The sequence below is a fragment of the Colwellia sp. MEBiC06753 genome, assembly GCF_053470325.1.
Map to the genome: position 1 here is coordinate 88,488 of NZ_JBQMTM010000017.1, position 17,925 is coordinate 106,412.

Below are 17,925 nucleotides of genomic sequence, written 5' to 3' on the forward strand. Positions count from 1 at the left end.
CTTTCTTTTCTTGTTGATTCTTCTACAATTTAACTTTGTATTTACAAGTGGTTTTTAACGAACAATAGCTTCAGTAACACTGTGAAGGGGAACACTATGGCAGAAACGGAACCGTCGGTAATTGAGAGTGCATTAGAATCTACTGCTCAAGCAATAGATGTGAATGTCGGCCAAGTTGAGCATTACGCACAAATGATGGGGGAAATGGGGCTGCAATTTGGCACCAAATTAATACTAGCGATTTTGGTTTGGATTGTCGGCCAATGGATTATCAATCGTATTATCGGCCTGCTGCAAAGCGGCATGACCCGTAAAAAGGTTGAGGAAACGCTGCATCGCTTTTTAATTAGCATCTTTAGAATCACTTTTAAAGCCATCCAAATTATTATCTTTGCCTCGATGATTGGCGTAGAAACCGCATCGTTAATTGCGATGTTGGGTGCTGCTGGTTTAGCGGTTGGTCTAGCACTTCAAGGTAGCTTAGCTAATTTTGCCGGTGGCATTCTAATTTTATTCTTCAAACCATTTAAAGCGGGTGATGTTATTGAAGCCCAAGGTTATGTTGGCCGCGTGGTGGAAATTCAAATATTTAATACTATTTTACGGACCTTAGATAATCAGCGCGTGATTATTCCAAACGGGTTATTGTCAAACGGCTGTGTTAAAAACTTATTTATTGAGAAAACCCGTCGGGTGGATATGACGTTTGGTATTAGTTATGGTGATGACGTTAAATTTGCCAAGTCGGTACTACAAAAAGTAATGGATGAAGACGAACGCGTGCTTAAAGAGCCGGTGGTGGATATTTTTGTTTCTGCACACTCTGCGAGCTCAATTGATTTTATCGTCAGACCTTGGGTAAATTCTGACGACTATTGGCCGGTATTTTTTGATACGCATGAACGAGTAAAAATTGCCTTTGATGAAGCAGGTATCACCATACCGTTCCCACAACGCGATGTACATATTATTCAGGCTAGCAACTAACATTCAGCTTATTAATGGCAAGCCAAAATAATCAAGTAAAAGTGAGGTTAAGCCTCACTTTTTTATATGAGCGATGCCTTTGTTAATTGGTAAAGTGCAGTTAGGTAAAGCCTTAGCTATTTAATTGTCGGTGCTATTTAATTTTGCCGCGTTTTTACGTACATTGATGCTCTTTATTAAATTTGCTGAGACATTAACGTGCTAGAGCCCGCCAACACTGAAGCACAAACAACAAAGCCTGCCTTAAGTTATTCCCGTACGCGCTTATTGTTGCTTGGCATGAAAGATTGTGCGCCATTAATCATAGCGGCCACGCCATTTGGCATCATATATGGCGCTTTAGGAGAGGGAGCTTCTTTATCATTTTGGGCGGTTTTGGCAATGTCGTTATTTGTCTTTGCCGGCTCCGCGCAATTCATTGCTGTTGGTTTATTGGCAAGTGCCACATCTTGGCCGGTGATTGTGCTTACCACCTTTTTTGTTAACTTCAGGCATTTGCTTTATGCGGCCAATTTACTACCTCATATTAAAGATTTTAAACAGCGCATACGCATACCAATGGCATTTTTGCTGACTGACGAAAGCTTTGCTGTTGCCAGTAATTATTTAAAGCAAAATGGTGATAAGCCTAACTTTTGTTGGTATTACTTTGGTGCAGCGGGGTTGATGTATTTAAACTGGCAGTTGTGCACTCTGATCGGGCTACTGATAGGCCAGCGAGTACCCAATATGGCAGAGTGGGGTTTAGATATGGCGATGGTCGTCGCGTTTATCGGAATTGTTGTACCGTGTTTGCATAATAGAGCAACGTTGGCCTGTGCAGTTGTTGCGGGTGGTTTATCGTTAATCACTTATCAATGGCCACACAAAACGGGCTTATTATTTTCGGCATTGGTGGCGATTATTGTTGCTATGTACTTAGAGCATCGCTCTGAATCAGGTTTACAGCCTGCCAGTAATGATCCTGATGCAAATCAGGTAAACGGGGGCGCAAATGACAACTAACGAAATATTGATGCTTATTGGTATGTTCATCGTCACTTTTGGCGTACGTTATGTGCTATTTGCCATGGCTGATACTATTGTCTTTCCGCATTGGTTAAAGCGGGCGCTAAACTATGTGCCTATTGCCGTATTAACTGCAATTATTTTTCCTGCGGTATTTATGCCAAAAGGACAAATATGGTTAAGTCTAGAAAATGCTTATATCATTGGCGCAATTGTGGCTGTACTCGTTAGCGTGTGGCGGAAAAATATGTTGCTTACTGTCATTATTGGCTTGGCAGCATTTGCCTTGTGGAAGATGTTGATTACCCCTTAGAGTGCGGTGATTAAACTGACTTCCGGTGTGATAAAAGTTTAATGATAGACCCTACAATACTTGAACAATTTATCAATTTTTCACCTAGCTGTGAACGCAATAAAGCACCGATTTTGGTGGAGTTATTACCATTAGTTCAAGGGAAAAGTAGCGTATTGGAAATTGGCAGTTATTCTGCACAACATGCGTTACATTTCGCCCGTCAAATGCCTCATATTACTTGGCAACCAACAGATATAGCGCAAAACTTAGCTGGCTTAAACCACAATTTAGCTTTAGTGCCAACCGACAATATAACCCCAGCAGTATTGTTAAATGTTAGTAATCCTCTGCACTGGCCACAGCGGCAGTTTGATCTAATTTATACCGCCAATACTTTACATATTATGGCATGGCAAAGTGTCGTGGAATTTATTAGTCAGCTTCCTAAAGTGACAAAGCTAGGTTCAACTGTGGTGATATACGGCCCATTTAAATATCATGGACAATTTACTAGCCCAAGTAATCAAGATTTTGATAACTGGTTAAAAGAGCGAGACCCGTTAAGTGGCGTTCGTGATTTTGAGCAAATACAATCGTTATTCAATAACATTGGCTTCAGCTTAATTTCCGACACAAATATGCCGGCTAATAATCAGTTGTTGGTTTTTGGGCGTGAATTTTAGCCGCTTATTTGGGCCGTGAAAATTGTGCAATGTTGTGATTATGCAAATTAACTTAGCTTAATTACGTTAACTTCTATCGCGCCATCAAGTATACTAGCCGCCGTTTTTCTGAGATAAAATTCTGCAATGCTTAGCAGCTACTTACTAAGCGTATAACAGGGGCGTTTGTGCAGAGTTAGTAAATCAATTCAAAGGAGCAAGTGGCGATGAAGGTAAAATTGTCGGTCAATTTAGTATTAGTATTTTTCTTTATTATCTATACAGCCTTAGCGTCGTCATCTGTGGTATCAGCTACTGAAAATTCAGCCACTGTAAAGTCAATTAGGGAAAGCTCAGCCAGCACTGAGCAAAACCAGCTATTACAGCAGCAATATTTGGCCAAACATCAAGAAATTCTGCCAAAAGTAGCAGTAGCCGATATGTTTTATGGTTGTAATTCAACGCGTAAGAGCGATCCTATTCCTTATCAAATAGCCCAACTAATTGAAAAAATGGATAAAGCTCAATTAGCGGAAAAATTAAATAGTTGTTTGCAAGGTGAAACGCCACAATCAGAAAGCGCCTTGAACTTTGGGTTAGTCGGCTGTTTTACTGACCAGTTATCTAGCTTACCAGCCGCTGAGCGCGAACAAAAAATGACGTTAGTGCATGGCGCCATTGAACGCTTATCACGTGAACAACGTCAAAAAAGTTTTACCCGCTGCGTGGCAAAACAAGCGATAAAATACGTTCGTTAACTTGCTTAGCGTGAGGTTCCCATATAAGAATCGCTGGCGCCCGATCTTTATCGGGCACTTTCATATGTCATTGTAAATCGCATGCTAATTTAGACAAACCACACTTTGTTATTTCTTGTTATGGCAAGTTGCAAAGACTAACCCTCCTTTTAAACCAATAACCACTAAAATGTTTCAAAATAATAACTAAAAAGAATAAGTAGATGTCTGCATATGTTCATAAGTTTACACTTTGTAACATTCTAGATTTTTCAGGCAAAAAATTATGTCTTATAGTGACATTAATTGAAAAAGAAATGGCTTGATGATCATGGGACAAGAAACTCAAAAAATTTTAGTAGTAGATGATGATATGCGCTTACGTGCGCTATTAGAACGTTACTTAGTAGAGCAAGGATTTGTGGTGCGTAGTGCTGCTAATTCTGAGCAAATGGATCGCTTACTTGAGCGTGAAAATTTTCATATGTTGGTGCTTGATTTAATGTTGCCGGGGGAAGATGGTTTATCTATTTGTCGCCGTTTACGTCAAAACGGTAACAATATTCCTATTGTTATGCTAACGGCTAAAGGTGACGAAGTTGACCGAATTATCGGCCTTGAACTTGGTGCCGATGATTATATGCCGAAACCGTTTAATCCACGTGAATTATTGGCACGTATTAAAGCGGTATTGCGTCGTAAAACCCAAGAAGCGCCGGGTGCGCCATCAATGGAAGAAAACGTTATTTCTTTTGGTGACTATTCACTGAATTTAGCCACCCGTGAAATGGCTAAAGGCGAAGTCAATATGCCGCTAACCAGTGGTGAATTTGCGGTTTTAAAAGCCTTAGTGACTCACCCGCGCGAACCTTTATCTCGTGATAAATTGATGAATCTAGCACGTGGTCGAGACTATTCGGCATTAGAGCGTAGTATTGATGTACAAGTGAGTCGGTTACGTCGTATGCTAGAAGAAGACCCAGCCAAACCTAGATATATTCAAACGGTTTGGGGGTTAGGGTATGTATTTGTTCCGGATGGAAAAGAAGCGGCTTAAATTCCGCCTTAATTAACGCTTTATATGAAAATATTGCCACGCAGTGCTTTTGGGCAAACCGTATTATTAATTGGATTTTTACTGCTGATTAATCAGGTAGTCTCTTATGTGTCTATCGCGCTTTATATTATTCAGCCAAACTTTCAGCAAATTAACGAGTTGTTAGCCAAACAAGTGCGCGTGGTATTTATTGATGTTGAAGATGCCGAACTTAGCCCAGCAATGGCGGAAGCGTTTCAACATGAAACCGGCATTGGTGTATATCGCGAAAAAGATGCGATGCGTTTAGGACTAGCCGATGCCGTATATTTAGAGTTCCGTTCGGCGCAAATGTCTGAATTACTTGACGGACCTGCCGAGGTTCGCATTACTCAAGGTGATGAATACCTATTCTGGATCCGTCCACCTCAAGCACCTAGTTTATGGGTAAAAATTCCGTTAACTGGTTTAGAAGAATCAAATTTCTCACCACTAATTTTCTTTTTGGTCATTTTAGGGGTGCTTTCGGTTGCCGGTGGCTGGCTATTTGTCCGCAATTTAAATAGGCCCTTAAGGGCATTGCAGCACGCCGCTGAAGAAGTGGGAAGAGGTGAATTTCCAACGCCGTTAAGTGAAGAAGGCACAACTGAAATCATGGCGGTAACCCAAGCCTTTAATCATATGTCTAAGGGTATTAAGCAACTGGAAGATGATCGTAATTTATTAATGGCGGGCATTTCTCATGATTTACGTACGCCATTAACTCGCATTCGTTTAAGCGCCGAAATGATGTCGACCCAAGATGAATACCTAAAAGAAGGGATTGAAGGTGACATTGATGATATGAATGCGATTATCGATCAGTTTATTGATTACATTCGCCATGACAGTAAAGATAAAGCAGAACTTGGTAATCTCAATGTCTTGATTGATGATGTAGTTCATGCTGAAACCCCAACGGATCGTGAAGTGGTGTTTAGCGCGGGTGAGATCCCAGAGGTGCCGCTTCGCTATGTTGCAATCAAACGAGCCGTGGCTAACTTAATTCAAAATGCCATTCGTTATACCGATGGCAAAATTTTAGTTAGCACGGGAATGGAAACTAATCGTTACGTCTATATTATGGTTTGTGATGAAGGTGCAGGCATTCCAGAGTCTGAAATAGAGCGACTATTTCAACCGTTTACTCAAGGTGATAAAGCCAGAGGCACCGAAGGTAGTGGCTTAGGGCTTGCTATAATCAAGCGCATTGTCGATACCCATGGTGGCAAAGTTATGTTGTCAAATCGTGAACAAGGTGGTCTTCAAGCCAAGATTATTTTACCTGTTACATTTAATTAACTAATTTTTGATCTTTCTTTAACTTAATTTTTTTATCTACTAGACTGGAAAAATGCGACTATTTTTGTCGCGTTGTCGGTCGAATTCGATAATTCATAAGCACAAACTACCGTTAATATTAAAGTGCTTGTTGGTTTGAATTGATGCAGTACGAATGGCGATCTCTTAAATGAACAAAAAGGGATGTATCCATGATAAAAAAATTAAACAAATTAACCTTGTCTATTCCGCTAATGTGCCTAAGCGTGGCATTTTCAAGCATGGCTCAACCACCAGAAACTCCACCGGGTATCGCAAAAAAAGGCGATGATTACCAGCATCCGCTAGGCAAGAAAAAGCGCGAAAATACTAAAAAGGCATTAGAAGCAAAATTGCAGGGTAAGGCCAAAGGTAAAGTTCATAAAGTGGCAAAAGGTCAATATGTTGAACTTGAGCGAGAAGGGGAAGAGTTAATCTGGACGGTGTTAGCGGAATTTAGCGATTTTGCTCACAATAACATTGCTCAACCTGATGAAAATAACAATACAACCATTTGGCGTGAAGACTTTAGTCAGCAACATTATCAAGAAATGTTGTTTTCAGAAGCGCCTGGCGCTAACTCAATGCGCAACTTTTATATTGAGCTTTCATCAAACCGCTATACGGTGAACGGCGATGTGACTGATTGGGTCACTGTGCCAGGCGACGCCGCCAGTTATGATGATGACGCGGGTAATGATGCGTTATGGAGTTTTATACAAGACTCTGTTGATGGTTGGTACCAACAGCAATTAGATGCCGGCAAATCGCCAGCAGAAATTGCCGAATACTTAAGTAAATTCGATGTTTGGGATCGCTATGATTATGATGGCGATGGTAATTTCAATGAGCCGGATGGTTATATTGATCACTTCCAATCTGTGCACGCTGGCGAAGGTGAAGAAGCCGGTGGTGGTGCCCTAGGTAGCGCTGCCATTTGGAGCCATCGCTGGTATGCGAATTGGCCAGACATTGGAGTAACTGGCCCTTTATTTAACCCTGCCGGCGGTGTACGTATTGGTGATACGGATTTATGGATAGGTGATTACACCATTGAACCAGAAAATGGCGGCGTCGGGGTCTTTGCTCATGAATATGCCCATGACTTAGGTTTGCCTGATTTATACGCCACTCAAGGCGGCTCTAACTCAACGGGTTTTTGGACGTTAATGTCGTCTGGTTCATGGTTAAGCAATGGCACTAATGATATCGGTTCAAAACCTGGTCATATGGGCGCTTGGGAGAAGTTCCAATTAGGTTGGTTAAATTATGAAGTAGCATTTGCCGGGGCAAAATCTCAACATAAATTAGGGCCAGCAACAGCTAATACCAAGCAAGCACAAGGCTTATTTGTTGTCTTGCCAGATAAGGAAGTAGAAACTCAATTGGGTACGCCGTTTGAGGGTGAATACATGTATTACAGTGGCTCAGGTAACAATCTGAACAATGTAATGTACAAAGCCATGACACTACCTGCCGCAGCAACATTATCAGCACAAGTCGACTTTGCAATTGAAGGTGATTGGGATTATGCCTACTTGGTGATATCGTCTGATGGTGGTGCTAATTGGGAAAGAGTTGAAACCAACCTTTCAACCAATACCAACCCAAATTCAACTAACTTAGGTAATGGTATTACCGGTTTTTCAGGCGGCTGGATTGAATTAACCGCTGATTTGTCTGCCTACGTTGGCGATGTGATGTTAGGCTTTAATTACGTTACTGATGGAGCTGTTGTGGAGTCAGGCTTACTGGTTGATAATATAAATATTACTGGTATGGACGTTGATGGCGCAGAAATGGATACCGGTTGGGCATATAACGGCTTTGATACCACTACCGGTACCGAGCTAGGTTATTACTTTAATGCTTATGTCGCTGAATTTAGAAACTACAATGGTTACGACAGCGTTTTAGAAGTTGGCCCATATAACTTTGGTTTTCTTGATGAGCATGGTGATAAAGTAGAGCGCTTCCCTTATCAAGATGGCCTATTAATCAGCTATTGGGACTCATCACAAACGGATAACAATACACCGCAGCATCCGGGTGAAGGGTTGATTTTACCGATTGATGCGCACCCTGAAGTTTTCTATCGTCCAAGTGGTGCCGCATGGTATAACCGGTTACTAAGTTTTGATTCAACGTTTTCGCTAGCGCCAACCGATGAATTAAACCTACACTGGTTTAGCGTTGAATCGCAAATTCCAAGCCAGCCTGCAGTTAATAAGTTTAATGACAATATTCAGCATTGGAATTCAGAAACCCCTACTGCGGGTGTGAAAAACCCTCACACGGGTACAGAAATTTGGATTAAGAGCATCAGTGCTAAAGGCAACTTTATGCAGGTGCAAGTAGCACCGACAAAATAGCTTTACTTATTCAAGTTAAGGTAATCAATAAGCAAGCTACTTTATAACGTAAAGCCGGTCATATTGACTGGCTTTTTTATTATCACTCTATACATATTCAACAGCATTGACTACACCGCATTGTAGAAAAACTTTAGAGGTTAGCTACTAACTTCTCAATCTCGTCATTAATTAATGCCTGGGCATAGCTATTGCCAGCTAAATTTGCTTGTTTGCTTGTTTGCTTTTTAGCTCCAGCGAAGCAATTAATTTAGCTTTGTTTTCTTAATCCATTAATACAGCGCGTACACGATCATATTTAAAACGAGATGCGGTTTCAGCTTTAATGTAATTAATTTTTGTATCGACACTGATAAGTGGTATTAATCGGCAAAGATTGGCAATACGCAGTTGCAGAGCTTGGTAGTAAGGCAAACTAGAGATAAGTTTTTCATCACTCCATAACTTAATTTGGATATCATTGAAATGAATATGCCAAGTTAGAAACACGAAAAATACGGCGAGTTCGGAAAGTAGCAAAAACAACATAGTTAATCCCTTAATCAATGTGTATTCACTTAAGCGTAGGCAGGGAAGTTTAGGTTCGCCATTTATCATCAAGTTTGATCATGCAAAAGCGAATAAAGTTTGATTAAAGTCAAAAAAGCCAGTGATTAGGTCACTGGCTTGAAAGGTGTGTTGGTATGGATTTCAGCTATGCTTGAGCTAATTTTGCATTGCTTGATAAATTCGATCAAAGCCAGCTTTGGTTTTTGCTACTGACTGCATTGAACTTAAGCCATCTGGATATTGCTCTTGTTCAAGCACAATCCATTTTGTGCCACCCACTGTTAAATTGGCTTTAATGATACTCGGCCAATCAAAGTGATTTTCACCAATAATTGCGCTTAATTTTTCACCTTCTTTGACATGAATTTTATAATGAGTAGTCAGGGTTCTGCCTGGGTAACGTTTGATGTAATCAATTGGGTTATGGTTAGCATAAAATACCCAGCCAACATCAAGTTGTAACACTACGTTTTCAGGGGTGTTGCTGGCAATATAATCCCAAAAGGTTTTGCTTTTGTAGCTGGCAAATTCATATTGGTGGTTATGAAAACCGACGGTCATTCCGTATTTAGCAAGCTCGGCGCTTAAACGAGTTAGCTCATTGGCAAATGCTGGCACATCGCTGGCGCTCCATGCTCGTTCATCCCAAGGGATAATTAACATATCAACACCTAACGTTTTATAAAACAGCAAGTTTTTATTAATTACTTCAGGGGCAAACGCTTCAGCATCAACATGGGCTGCGCTGGTTTGTAAGTTTAACTGAGTTAATAACTGTTTTAATCCGGCAGCATTCTCTTGATACGGGCCAAAATAGCCAGCAAATTCAACACCGTCAAAACCCATAGCAGCTAGTTCGGATAGCGTGCCAACAAAGTCTTGCTGTAGGGCATCTTTAACTGACCACAATTGCAAACCAATCACAGGTTTTTGTGCCTGTTGTTTTAGGTGAGCTTGGTTTGATTGTTGGGACTGATGGTTATGGCTAAGCGCTGGGTGCGACAGTGCCAGTAAGCCAGCAGCAATCAGTGAATGAACGATAGAGTATTTCATGGGCGCGAGCTCCTTAAAAGCAATGGCTCCTTAAAAAAAGCGGCATGAGCGAGGGAGAAGAAAGTGCCCCATGCCGCTTGTACACCTAATAACCTAGTAATTTAATAGATTAGGCAGATGTTTCTTGGTAGGCGTATTCAGTTAAGCCAAGCTCAGCCAATACGCCGTTTAAGTGGTCTTTTGCCGCTTTATCTGGGCCTGGGTAATCACCGGCAATTGCCACATTACCCATATAGCCGATATCTTTCATGCCGGCAGGCGAACAGAAAAATGCCGCAAGCACTAAACCGCGAAAACGAGCAAATGCTTTGGCAATTTGTTGGAACTGCGCTGGCGTTTGTTCATTGCGATAGGCAATATCATCAACAATGGCTAATTGCTGCTTAGCCTGTAACTTGGCAAACACTTTTTTAAAGCGCAGTTTCGCTTCATCATCAATCCAAGCAAGGGCATGTAAAATAGTGCTGCGATCGCGCTGCTGTCCTGAATACGGCGCGCTGACCCACTCGTCGATAACTGCAGGTACATCAACTTCAGTTGCCGATGGCACTTCGCCATCACGCGGCACAATAATATCCGATAAAATCGCGACTAAGGTTAATTGCGCTGGCGTTAACGTTAGTGGCCATGGCGAACTTGGCGGAATAATTAAATTAGGATCGGTACCATAGCCGCTGGCAGTAATGGGTGTTAACTCTAAGTTTGGCCAATGACCCGCTGCCGATGTTTCACCAAAGGTTGCCGCTTGAGTGTATTTAGTGGCAACCGTGGCTGCAGAGCCAGCCGCAAGCAAACCTAACCATTTTAATGATTCGCGGCGGGTAATACCTGATTGGTATTTATAACTATCAAAACGTTCTGACATGTTAAATAGCTCCTTTGTCTAGTTGCTCGGCTAACCAAGTAGAGTTGCGCATGGCAAGCGTCATAATTGTTAACGTACAGTTTTTATGAGGATTCGAGGCAAATACGCCGGCGTCCATCACAAATAAGTTATTGCAATCCCAAGTTTGACCCCATTGGTTGGTTACTGAATCTTTTGGCGAGCTGCCCATACGTGTAGTGCCCACTTCATGGATAATTTCACCACCTTTAGAAATCGCTTTTTCCGCTGGCGGTAAATCACCGACTTTCGCGCCCATGGTTTCAAGTAAAGTTTTCGCGGTTTTTAAGCCGTGCTCAATTTGTTTTAATTCATGATCTGACCATTTGAAGTGGAACTTAGCGACCGGAATACCCCACTGATCTTTAGTGGTTTCATCAATTTCCATGTAAGTGTGCTTATTCGGTAACATTTCACCGCGCAGGGCAAAACCAACGTAAGCACCGTAATGGTCTTTAGCAATTTTCTTTAATTCACTACCGTAGCCTTGTAAATCACCTGAAACACCTGAGCCTGGTTGATGGAAGCCGCTGCTGATTTCAAAGTGATAACCACGAGGGAATGCTAATTCTTTGTTCGCTTGCGCTTTATGACCCCACCAAGGAATAAATAAATGGTTGGCTGTATGACCGTCTTCGTTGTAACGCGGACGACCTTTTAATGCAGGAATTAATGCGCCAAGCCATGCACCAGTTGAGTCCATTAAGTTACGACCCACTTGACCGCTTGAGTTTGCCAAACCGTTCGGGTGCTTTTTAGTTTTTGAGTTAAGTAAGATACGCGCTGATTCACAAGCACTTGCCGCTAAAATCACTACGCGCGCAGTTAATGTGTGCTCGGTTTTTGAGGTTTTATCTACGTAGGTAACGCCAGTAACTTTACCGTTTTCATCGGTTTGTACTGATTTAACCATGGCATCAGTTATCACCTTTAAGTTACCGGTTTTCTTGGCTAAAGGAATAAGTGAGGTCGTGGTTTGGAACGCGGCACCAATTGAACAGCCATGACCACAAGGTGTTGCGTAAAAACAAGCGGCACGATCATCTTTTGGACGCGTTAATACCGCGCGGTGCATAGGCACTGCTGGAATATCATGTTTTTTCGCCGCCGCTGCCACTAATAGTTCAGGGATACGCGGGGTTGGTGGTGGCTGAAGTACGCCTTCAGAAGAAGGTGGCATATCGTCTAAGCCGGTATTAGTGCCACAAACACCAACGATGGTTTCTGTTTTGTCATACCAAGGGGCAATATCTTCATATTCAAATGGCCAGTCAGCACCTAAACCGTCACGTGATTTACCTTTAAAGTCATGCTCACTAAAGCGCAGAGAATAACGACCCCAATGGTTAGTGCGGCCACCCAACATGCGGGCACGCCACCAGTAGAAAGTTGAATCTTTACCTGTGGTGTAAGGCTCGTTTGGCACCTGCCAGCCGCCATCAACCGTAGCATCGTAAAAGCCAAAGTTTTTATCTTTATTACCGGCACCCATTAAAGGTGCTTCACCGTTGCGTTTAAACATCGGCGATTCAGTTTTAGGGTCGTAGTTACGACCCGCTTCGAGCATTAATACCTTATGACCAGCATTGGCAAGGGTGTAAGCAGCCATTGCGCCACCTGCGCCTGAACCGACTACTAACACTTGGTGTTTAAATTCTGCCATTGTTATAACTCCTTAATCTTAAGGTTTTTGAACCACACTTGGTCGCCGTGATCTTGTAAGCCAATGTGGCCTGATTTACTTTCTGCAAAGCCTTGCCAAGTGGCAAATTTGCTGTTCTTTACTAAGGTATTCCAGTTAGTGCTGCCAATAACAACACTGGCGGTGGATACCCCGTTTTGCCACACTTCTAAGTGACCGTCATTAAAGCGAATTCGAACGTTATTCCACTGGCCAGCTGGCTTGTGGGCTTTTACTGATGAGGCAATTAAGTCGTAGATAGAGCCCGATAAATGCGAGTCAATCTTATTATCTGAATGGCGTTCATTATCCAAAATTTGAATTTCTGGCGCGTGTGAGTATATGGCGCCACCTAATTCGTCAGCCAGAATGAAAATGCCGCTGTTACCAACTAGGGCAATTTTCCAATCAAGCACTAACTCAAAGTTGGTATAGATTTTTTTGGTTAAAATGTCGCCGCCACCTTTGCCGGTTAAGGTCATGGCGTTGTCTTCAATTTTCCATTGTGGGTTCAGGCTGTCACTTTTAAAGTTGCGCCATTGCGACATATCTTTGCCGTTAAATAATAATGACCAACCGTCTTTGCGTTCCTGTTTAGTGAGCTGGTTATCAGCTGCATGTGCTGTTGCGGCAACGCCAAGAGATAACGCTAATGCTGCAATTTTGAGTTTTTTAAGCATAAATATAACCTTTTGCTTGTTCTGTAATAATTTGTCTTATTTGCCTAATCATTGCCCTAACTTGGGCGATTACGCGTATTGCTGTTCTTTGTCTTGTTTCTTATTTTGCTTTTGGCTTTTATTGATAAACAGATATAAACCGATGAATGCGACAATTAGCACACATGGGAAAATAAATAAGTTTTGTAATACCGCCTGACCTGCCGCTAACTCTGCTTCCGCTGCCGTTAAATTTGCCGCTTGTGCGCTAGCGTGTGCATTATCAATCCAGCTGCCAATCACAGGGTTCCACATACTAACCGCGAACATACCCGCACCGCCCATTAGTGACATACCTAACGCCCCGGTTTTTGGCGTGTATTCCGCAACGCAGCCAAGCATGGTCGGCCAGAAATAAGTAACACCAATTGCGAATAAAATTGCTGCTAAATATAGAATATTGCCTTGTGCCTGACTCATTAAGAAAATGCCACTTGCAGCGCATACCGCTGAGCCCAAAAGTACACCGGTTGGATTAAAGCGATGGACAATTGGGCCAGCGAATGCACGACCAACTGCCATCAAGCCAGTGATCATCGCGAGCATTAACATGGGTGACGCGCCACTGGCGCCAAGAATACGTTCAATCCACTGTTGCGTGCCTAGCTCAGTGGTGGCGGTAAAGGTCATACACAGCACTAAGAATAAATACAGCGGTGAGAATAGGTTGCGTAAGTTGCTGGTGGTTGAATGGCCTTCACGGTCAAATTCAGGAAATTGACTTTTGATTAACATAAAGCCGTAAATCACATTTGGAATTAGAATCAATGCCACTTGCCATTGCCAGTTTAAGCCCATTGAGGTCATAAAGTTTGAAGCTAAGGCGCCAATAACAATGCCGCCAGGGAACCAAACATGGAAACGGTTAAGCATAGTGGTTTTATTGTTTGGATACATTTCGGCAATTAGCGGGTTACAACCTGCTTCGACCGCGCCATTAGCAAAGCCAATTAAAAACGTGGAAATTAATAAACCCCAGAATCCGTCTGCTGTGATGGTTAGCACTAAGCCTAATAAATGGCAGAAAAACGCTAACGCCACCAATTTCTTAGCGCCGATGGCATTATAAATAACGCCGCCGATCATGGTTGCCAGTGGGAAACCTAAAAATGCCATGGCATTTACCCAGCCAAGCTCTGTACCTGATAGTCCAAATTCTGCCCCCAATTGTCCTAAAATACCGGCGCGAATGGCAAAGGTCATCGAGGTAACCGTTAACGCGATACAGCATAATTTAAAGACAAACAAACTTTCTTTACTATTCATGTGATGTCCTGTTAGTTGTTTTTATTGTTTTTATTGTTTTTATTATTTTGTTATTTAGATAGACCTAAAATCAGGTTGTTACGGTCAATATCCGTAGCAACACTGGCAAAATCATCAAACGCTTTATCGGTTGGACGAATTAAATGTTGTTTAATAAATTCGGCGCCTTCTTTAGCACCATCTTCAGGGTGCTTAATACAGCACTCCCATTCCAGCACCGCCCAGCCGTCAAAACCGTATTGGGTTAATTTACTGAAAATACCTTTAAAATCGACTTGGCCATCGCCTAGTGAGCGAAAGCGTCCAGGGCGGTCAATCCAGTTTTGATAACCACCATAGACACCGCTTCTGCCGTTTGGATTAAACTCGGCATCTTTTACGTGGAATGCTTTGATACGCTCGTGATAAATATCGATAAACGCTAAGTAGTCGAGTTGCTGCAGCACAAAATGGCTTGGGTCATACAAAATGTTAGCGCGGGCATGATTTCCGGTTGCCTCAAGAAAGCGTTCAAAGGTAATACCGTCATGTAAATCTTCCCCTGGGTGCAGCTCATAACATACATCAACGCCGGCTTCTTCAAACTGATTTAATATTGGTAGCCAACGCTTAGCAAGTTCTTCAAAGCCTTGTTCTACTAAGCCAGAAGGACGCTGTGGCCAAGGGTAAACGGTTGGCCATAATAGTGCGCCTGAAAAACTGGCGTGACTGGTTAAGCCAAAGTTAGCACTCGCTTTCGCTGCCAGTGCCATTTGCTCAGTTGCCCATGCCGTTCTGGCGGCAGGGTTATTACGAAACTCGACTGGAGCAAAGGCATCAAACATTTGATCATAAGCTGGGTGAACAGCTATTAGTTGCCCCTGCAAATGAGTCGATAGCTCAGTGATGCTAATGCCATATTCACCAGCAATGCCACTAAGCTCCTGACAGTAATCTTTACTTTGGGCGGCAAGCGCTAAATCAAATAAACGGGCATCGGTGGTAGGTACCTGAACACCCTTAAAGCCTTTTTCACTCGCCCACTGGCAAATGCTGCGAAAATCGTTAAATGGTGGTTCGTTAGATGCAAATTGAGCAAGGAAAATTGCTGGTCCTTTTATTTGATTCATAGTTGAGTTCCAGTGTGAAAGTTGTGCCATTTAGTGTCAGCTGCACTGGCTGATACTGCATTTTCGATAAAAGCCATGCCGCGTATTGCCTGTTTAATGCCTGGGACATCAAATGCGTCATTTGTCGCAGGCTGGCCTTCATTAAAGGCTTGAATTTGCTTAGCAAAGTTTAGGTACAAATTAGCAAAGGCTTCTAAGTAACCTTCTGGATGGCCTGCTGGCGTGCGAAGCGCAGCTTGCGCGGCAGGGCAAAGTTCACCAACACCTGCACGTAGTTGCTGGGTTGGCTCAGTATTGCTGCGAAGCCATAGTGTATTTGGCTCCATTTGCGACCATTCGAGGCTTTTGTGTTCGCCGTAAATTTTAAGTTTAAGATTGTTTTCTTCACCGACCGCTATTTGGCTAGCTAATAATACGCCTTTCGCGCCGTTATTAAATTTGAGCAATACCGTGCCGTCATCATCGAGTGTACGGCCATCAACCACCGCATTTAAATCGGCACAAAGCTGGCTAATTTCCAAGCCGCTGATATATTCGGTTAAATTGGCTGCATGCACGCCAATATCGCCTATACAACAGCTAATGCCTGAGCGTGATTGATCTAATCGCCAGCTTGCTTGTTTGCTTGCTTCATCATCTTTATTGGCCAACCAGCCTTGGGTGTACTCAACAATGATTTTACGAACCTTTCCTAATTGACCCGAAGCAACGAGATGACGCGCTTGCTTAACCATAGGATAGCCAGTGTAAGTATGGGTTAAACCGTATAAGCAATTGTGTTGTTTTAGTAAAACATCCAGTGCTAGCGCTTCTGATAAATTAAGCGTTGCAGGCTTATCCGATAACACATGAAAACCGTGCTCAATTGCCATTTTGGCTACAGGGAAATGTAAGTGGTTGGGGGTAACAATAGCGACAAATTCCATACGCTGATCAGCGGGCAACTTTGCTTCTTGTTCGAACATTGCTTGGTAGCTAGGGTAACAGCGACTGGCATCAAGCGCTAATGCTTGGCCTGAATTTACACTGCGCTGTGCATCTGAACTAAAGGCACCACAGACTAGCTCAATCTGACCATCCAGATTGGCTGCTATACGGTGAACAGCGCCAATGAATGCTCCTTCACCACCGCCGACCATGCCCATTCGGACTTTTCTTAGCATGCTTTTCCCCCAACTACGTTAATTCTGGTAACTCTAGCTTAATTGAATACCTTTGATAATAAAGTTATGCCGCGACAATGCGCTAATAATATTTCGGTTGACAATGTAACAAAATCGGCGTTTAAATAATTTTATGAAATCGTAATAAATGGCGAGAATGTGCCTAAATGAAAGCTACAGAGTTGTTACAACAAGATGGGGTGAAGCAAATAATTGCCGCGTTTGACCTCCTGCCCGATATTATCTTTTGGATCAAAGATACTGAAAGTCGCATTCTTTACGGCAACAGCCATTTTATTCAACACTTAGGCTATAAAACCTTAGATCAAATTCTTAACAAAACTGATTTTGACTTTTCGCCTTCACATTTAGCTTTCCAGTTTGTTAATGATGATAAGCGAGTATTAGCGGGGCATAATGTGGTTGATCGCCTAGAGCTCAACCATACGGTTAGTGGTGAATTAGGCTGGTTTTCAACCTCTAAAAAAGTCTTGCTGGATGAGTGTGGTAAGGTTGTCGGCACCTATGGTATTACCCGTCATTTAGAAAAAACCTCAAAGGCGTTATCGAATGTTAAGGCGATTGAGATACCGGTTAGGTATATTCGCGAACATTATAGTCGCACCATTACTATTGAAGAATTAGCCGATTTAGCCCACTTGTCAGTCAGTGCTTTAGAGCGCCGTTTCAAAAAGCATTTAGCTAAAACACCGAATCAATTTATCAATGAAATTCGTTTGGAAAATGCTCGCAAATTAATTGTTGAAACGCAATTGCCAATCTCGCAAATTGCTTACCAATGTGGCTATTCGGAGCCGAGTTATTTTAGTAAGCAATTCCAACGGATGTTTGGTGAAGTGCCATCGCAACTGCGTAAGCAGTTAAGTTAGTACTAGCGTAAGTTGCTTGTTATCTAATTTAACCTGAGCTGCGCATAAGAAATTGAACTAAATGCCCTTGCGGTGATCAGATCTTTCGACCAAGAAATATAAGATTACCAAGGACAAGGGCATGAACAACTTAGACGCAATTTACGTAGATGTCGA

17 protein-coding genes are annotated in these 17,925 nt (G+C 42.4%); 9 read left to right on the forward strand and 8 right to left on the reverse strand.

The features are described from left to right. The first annotated feature begins 96 nt into the window (after window positions 1-96). The 8 genes from ACOB82_RS13835 to ACOB82_RS13870 all read left to right on the forward strand — a co-directional run bounded on the left by ACOB82_RS13835 (window position 97) and on the right by ACOB82_RS13870 (window position 8,456). Entirely contained in the window at window positions 97-987 is an 891-nt protein-coding gene (locus ACOB82_RS13835; protein WP_448213562.1) for a mechanosensitive ion channel family protein, read from the forward strand. A 198-nt stretch (window positions 988-1,185) separates the two neighbouring features. Next, the gene (locus ACOB82_RS13840) at window positions 1,186-1,992 is read left to right on the forward strand and encodes an AzlC family ABC transporter permease (RefSeq protein WP_448213563.1); all 807 of its coding nucleotides are present in this window, start codon (window positions 1,186-1,188) and stop codon (window positions 1,990-1,992) included. Then, window positions 1,982-2,308, forward strand: coding sequence for an AzlD domain-containing protein (locus ACOB82_RS13845; RefSeq protein ID WP_448213564.1), 327 nt, complete (start codon window positions 1,982-1,984; stop codon window positions 2,306-2,308). The genes ACOB82_RS13840 and ACOB82_RS13845 overlap by 11 nt, the downstream gene beginning before the upstream one ends. Window positions 2,309-2,349: 41 nt before the next feature. Further along, entirely contained in the window at window positions 2,350-2,973 is a 624-nt protein-coding gene (locus tag ACOB82_RS13850; RefSeq protein ID WP_448213565.1) for a DUF938 domain-containing protein, read from the forward strand. Between the two features lie 206 nt (window positions 2,974-3,179). Further along, a complete protein-coding gene (locus ACOB82_RS13855; RefSeq protein WP_448213566.1) occupies window positions 3,180-3,710 on the forward strand; it encodes a hypothetical protein in 531 nt (176 codons plus the stop codon). A gap of 310 nt (window positions 3,711-4,020) precedes the next feature. Continuing rightward, on the forward strand, window positions 4,021-4,746 hold the full coding sequence (gene ompR / locus ACOB82_RS13860; protein ID WP_448213567.1) for an osmolarity response regulator transcription factor OmpR: 726 nt from the start codon (window positions 4,021-4,023) through the stop codon (window positions 4,744-4,746). A gap of 24 nt (window positions 4,747-4,770) precedes the next feature. Further along, entirely contained in the window at window positions 4,771-6,066 is a 1,296-nt protein-coding gene (envZ, locus tag ACOB82_RS13865) for a two-component system sensor histidine kinase EnvZ (RefSeq protein WP_448213568.1), read from the forward strand. A 191-nt stretch (window positions 6,067-6,257) separates the two neighbouring features. Beyond that, window positions 6,258-8,456, forward strand: a complete 2,199-nt coding sequence (locus ACOB82_RS13870) for an immune inhibitor A domain-containing protein (protein WP_448213569.1) — start codon at window positions 6,258-6,260, stop codon at window positions 8,454-8,456. A 264-nt stretch (window positions 8,457-8,720) separates the two neighbouring features. On the opposite strand, the gene ACOB82_RS13875 is transcribed toward ACOB82_RS13870, so the two are convergent. The 8 genes from ACOB82_RS13875 to ACOB82_RS13910 all read right to left on the reverse strand — a co-directional run bounded on the left by ACOB82_RS13875 (window position 8,721) and on the right by ACOB82_RS13910 (window position 16,879). After that, window positions 8,721-8,984: a hypothetical protein gene (locus ACOB82_RS13875; protein ID WP_448213570.1), complete on the reverse strand. Its 264-nt coding sequence runs from the start codon at window positions 8,982-8,984 to the stop codon at window positions 8,721-8,723. 177 nt (window positions 8,985-9,161) lie between these two features. Next, complete coding sequence (locus tag ACOB82_RS13880) at window positions 9,162-10,058, reverse strand: sugar phosphate isomerase/epimerase family protein (RefSeq protein WP_448213571.1); 897 nt, start codon at window positions 10,056-10,058, stop codon at window positions 9,162-9,164. Between the two features lie 109 nt (window positions 10,059-10,167). Beyond that, window positions 10,168-10,923, reverse strand: a complete 756-nt coding sequence (locus ACOB82_RS13885; protein ID WP_448213572.1) for a gluconate 2-dehydrogenase subunit 3 family protein — start codon at window positions 10,921-10,923, stop codon at window positions 10,168-10,170. Between the two features lies 1 nt (window position 10,924). After that, window positions 10,925-12,604 (reverse strand): GMC family oxidoreductase, encoded by a 1,680-nt coding sequence (locus ACOB82_RS13890; RefSeq protein WP_448213573.1) that lies wholly within the window; start codon window positions 12,602-12,604, stop codon window positions 10,925-10,927. 2 nt (window positions 12,605-12,606) lie between these two features. Further along, the gene (locus ACOB82_RS13895; RefSeq protein ID WP_448213574.1) at window positions 12,607-13,302 is read right to left on the reverse strand and encodes a 3-keto-disaccharide hydrolase; all 696 of its coding nucleotides are present in this window, start codon (window positions 13,300-13,302) and stop codon (window positions 12,607-12,609) included. Between the two features lie 69 nt (window positions 13,303-13,371). Then, window positions 13,372-14,607 carry an MFS transporter gene (locus ACOB82_RS13900; protein ID WP_448213575.1) on the reverse strand — a complete coding sequence of 412 codons (1,236 nt, stop codon included), beginning with the start codon at window positions 14,605-14,607 and terminating at the stop codon, window positions 13,372-13,374. A gap of 50 nt (window positions 14,608-14,657) precedes the next feature. After that, on the reverse strand, window positions 14,658-15,716 hold the full coding sequence (locus ACOB82_RS13905) for a sugar phosphate isomerase/epimerase family protein (protein ID WP_448213576.1): 1,059 nt from the start codon (window positions 15,714-15,716) through the stop codon (window positions 14,658-14,660). After that, entirely contained in the window at window positions 15,713-16,879 is a 1,167-nt protein-coding gene (locus ACOB82_RS13910) for a Gfo/Idh/MocA family protein (RefSeq protein ID WP_448213577.1), read from the reverse strand. Before ACOB82_RS13910 ends, ACOB82_RS13905 begins: the two co-directional genes overlap by 4 nt. A 167-nt stretch (window positions 16,880-17,046) precedes the next feature. On the opposite strand from ACOB82_RS13910, the gene ACOB82_RS13915 reads away from it, so the two are divergent. Then, window positions 17,047-17,769 (forward strand): helix-turn-helix domain-containing protein, encoded by a 723-nt coding sequence (locus ACOB82_RS13915; protein WP_448213578.1) that lies wholly within the window; start codon window positions 17,047-17,049, stop codon window positions 17,767-17,769. The last annotated feature ends 156 nt before the right edge of the window (window positions 17,770-17,925 follow it).

Coding starts and splice junctions, on each gene's coding strand:
- ACOB82_RS13835 (WP_448213562.1), top strand. CDS start 97: ATGGCAGAAACGGAACCGTCGGTAATTGAGAGTGCATTAGAATCTACT.
- ACOB82_RS13845 (WP_448213564.1), top strand. CDS start 1,982: ATGACAACTAACGAAATATTGATGCTTATTGGTATGTTCATCGTCACT.
- ACOB82_RS13850 (WP_448213565.1), top strand. CDS start 2,350: ATGATAGACCCTACAATACTTGAACAATTTATCAATTTTTCACCTAGC.
- ACOB82_RS13855 (WP_448213566.1), top strand. CDS start 3,180: ATGAAGGTAAAATTGTCGGTCAATTTAGTATTAGTATTTTTCTTTATT.
- ompR (WP_448213567.1), top strand. CDS start 4,021: ATGGGACAAGAAACTCAAAAAATTTTAGTAGTAGATGATGATATGCGC.
- envZ (WP_448213568.1), top strand. CDS start 4,771: ATGAAAATATTGCCACGCAGTGCTTTTGGGCAAACCGTATTATTAATT.
- ACOB82_RS13870 (WP_448213569.1), top strand. CDS start 6,258: ATGATAAAAAAATTAAACAAATTAACCTTGTCTATTCCGCTAATGTGC.
- ACOB82_RS13875 (WP_448213570.1), bottom strand. CDS start 8,984: ATGTTGTTTTTGCTACTTTCCGAACTCGCCGTATTTTTCGTGTTTCTA.
- ACOB82_RS13880 (WP_448213571.1), bottom strand. CDS start 10,058: ATGAAATACTCTATCGTTCATTCACTGATTGCTGCTGGCTTACTGGCA.
- ACOB82_RS13885 (WP_448213572.1), bottom strand. CDS start 10,923: ATGTCAGAACGTTTTGATAGTTATAAATACCAATCAGGTATTACCCGC.
- ACOB82_RS13890 (WP_448213573.1), bottom strand. CDS start 12,604: ATGGCAGAATTTAAACACCAAGTGTTAGTAGTCGGTTCAGGCGCAGGT.
- ACOB82_RS13895 (WP_448213574.1), bottom strand. CDS start 13,302: ATGCTTAAAAAACTCAAAATTGCAGCATTAGCGTTATCTCTTGGCGTT.
- ACOB82_RS13900 (WP_448213575.1), bottom strand. CDS start 14,607: ATGAATAGTAAAGAAAGTTTGTTTGTCTTTAAATTATGCTGTATCGCG.
- ACOB82_RS13905 (WP_448213576.1), bottom strand. CDS start 15,716: ATGAATCAAATAAAAGGACCAGCAATTTTCCTTGCTCAATTTGCATCT.
- ACOB82_RS13910 (WP_448213577.1), bottom strand. CDS start 16,879: ATGCTAAGAAAAGTCCGAATGGGCATGGTCGGCGGTGGTGAAGGAGCA.
- ACOB82_RS13915 (WP_448213578.1), top strand. CDS start 17,047: ATGAAAGCTACAGAGTTGTTACAACAAGATGGGGTGAAGCAAATAATT.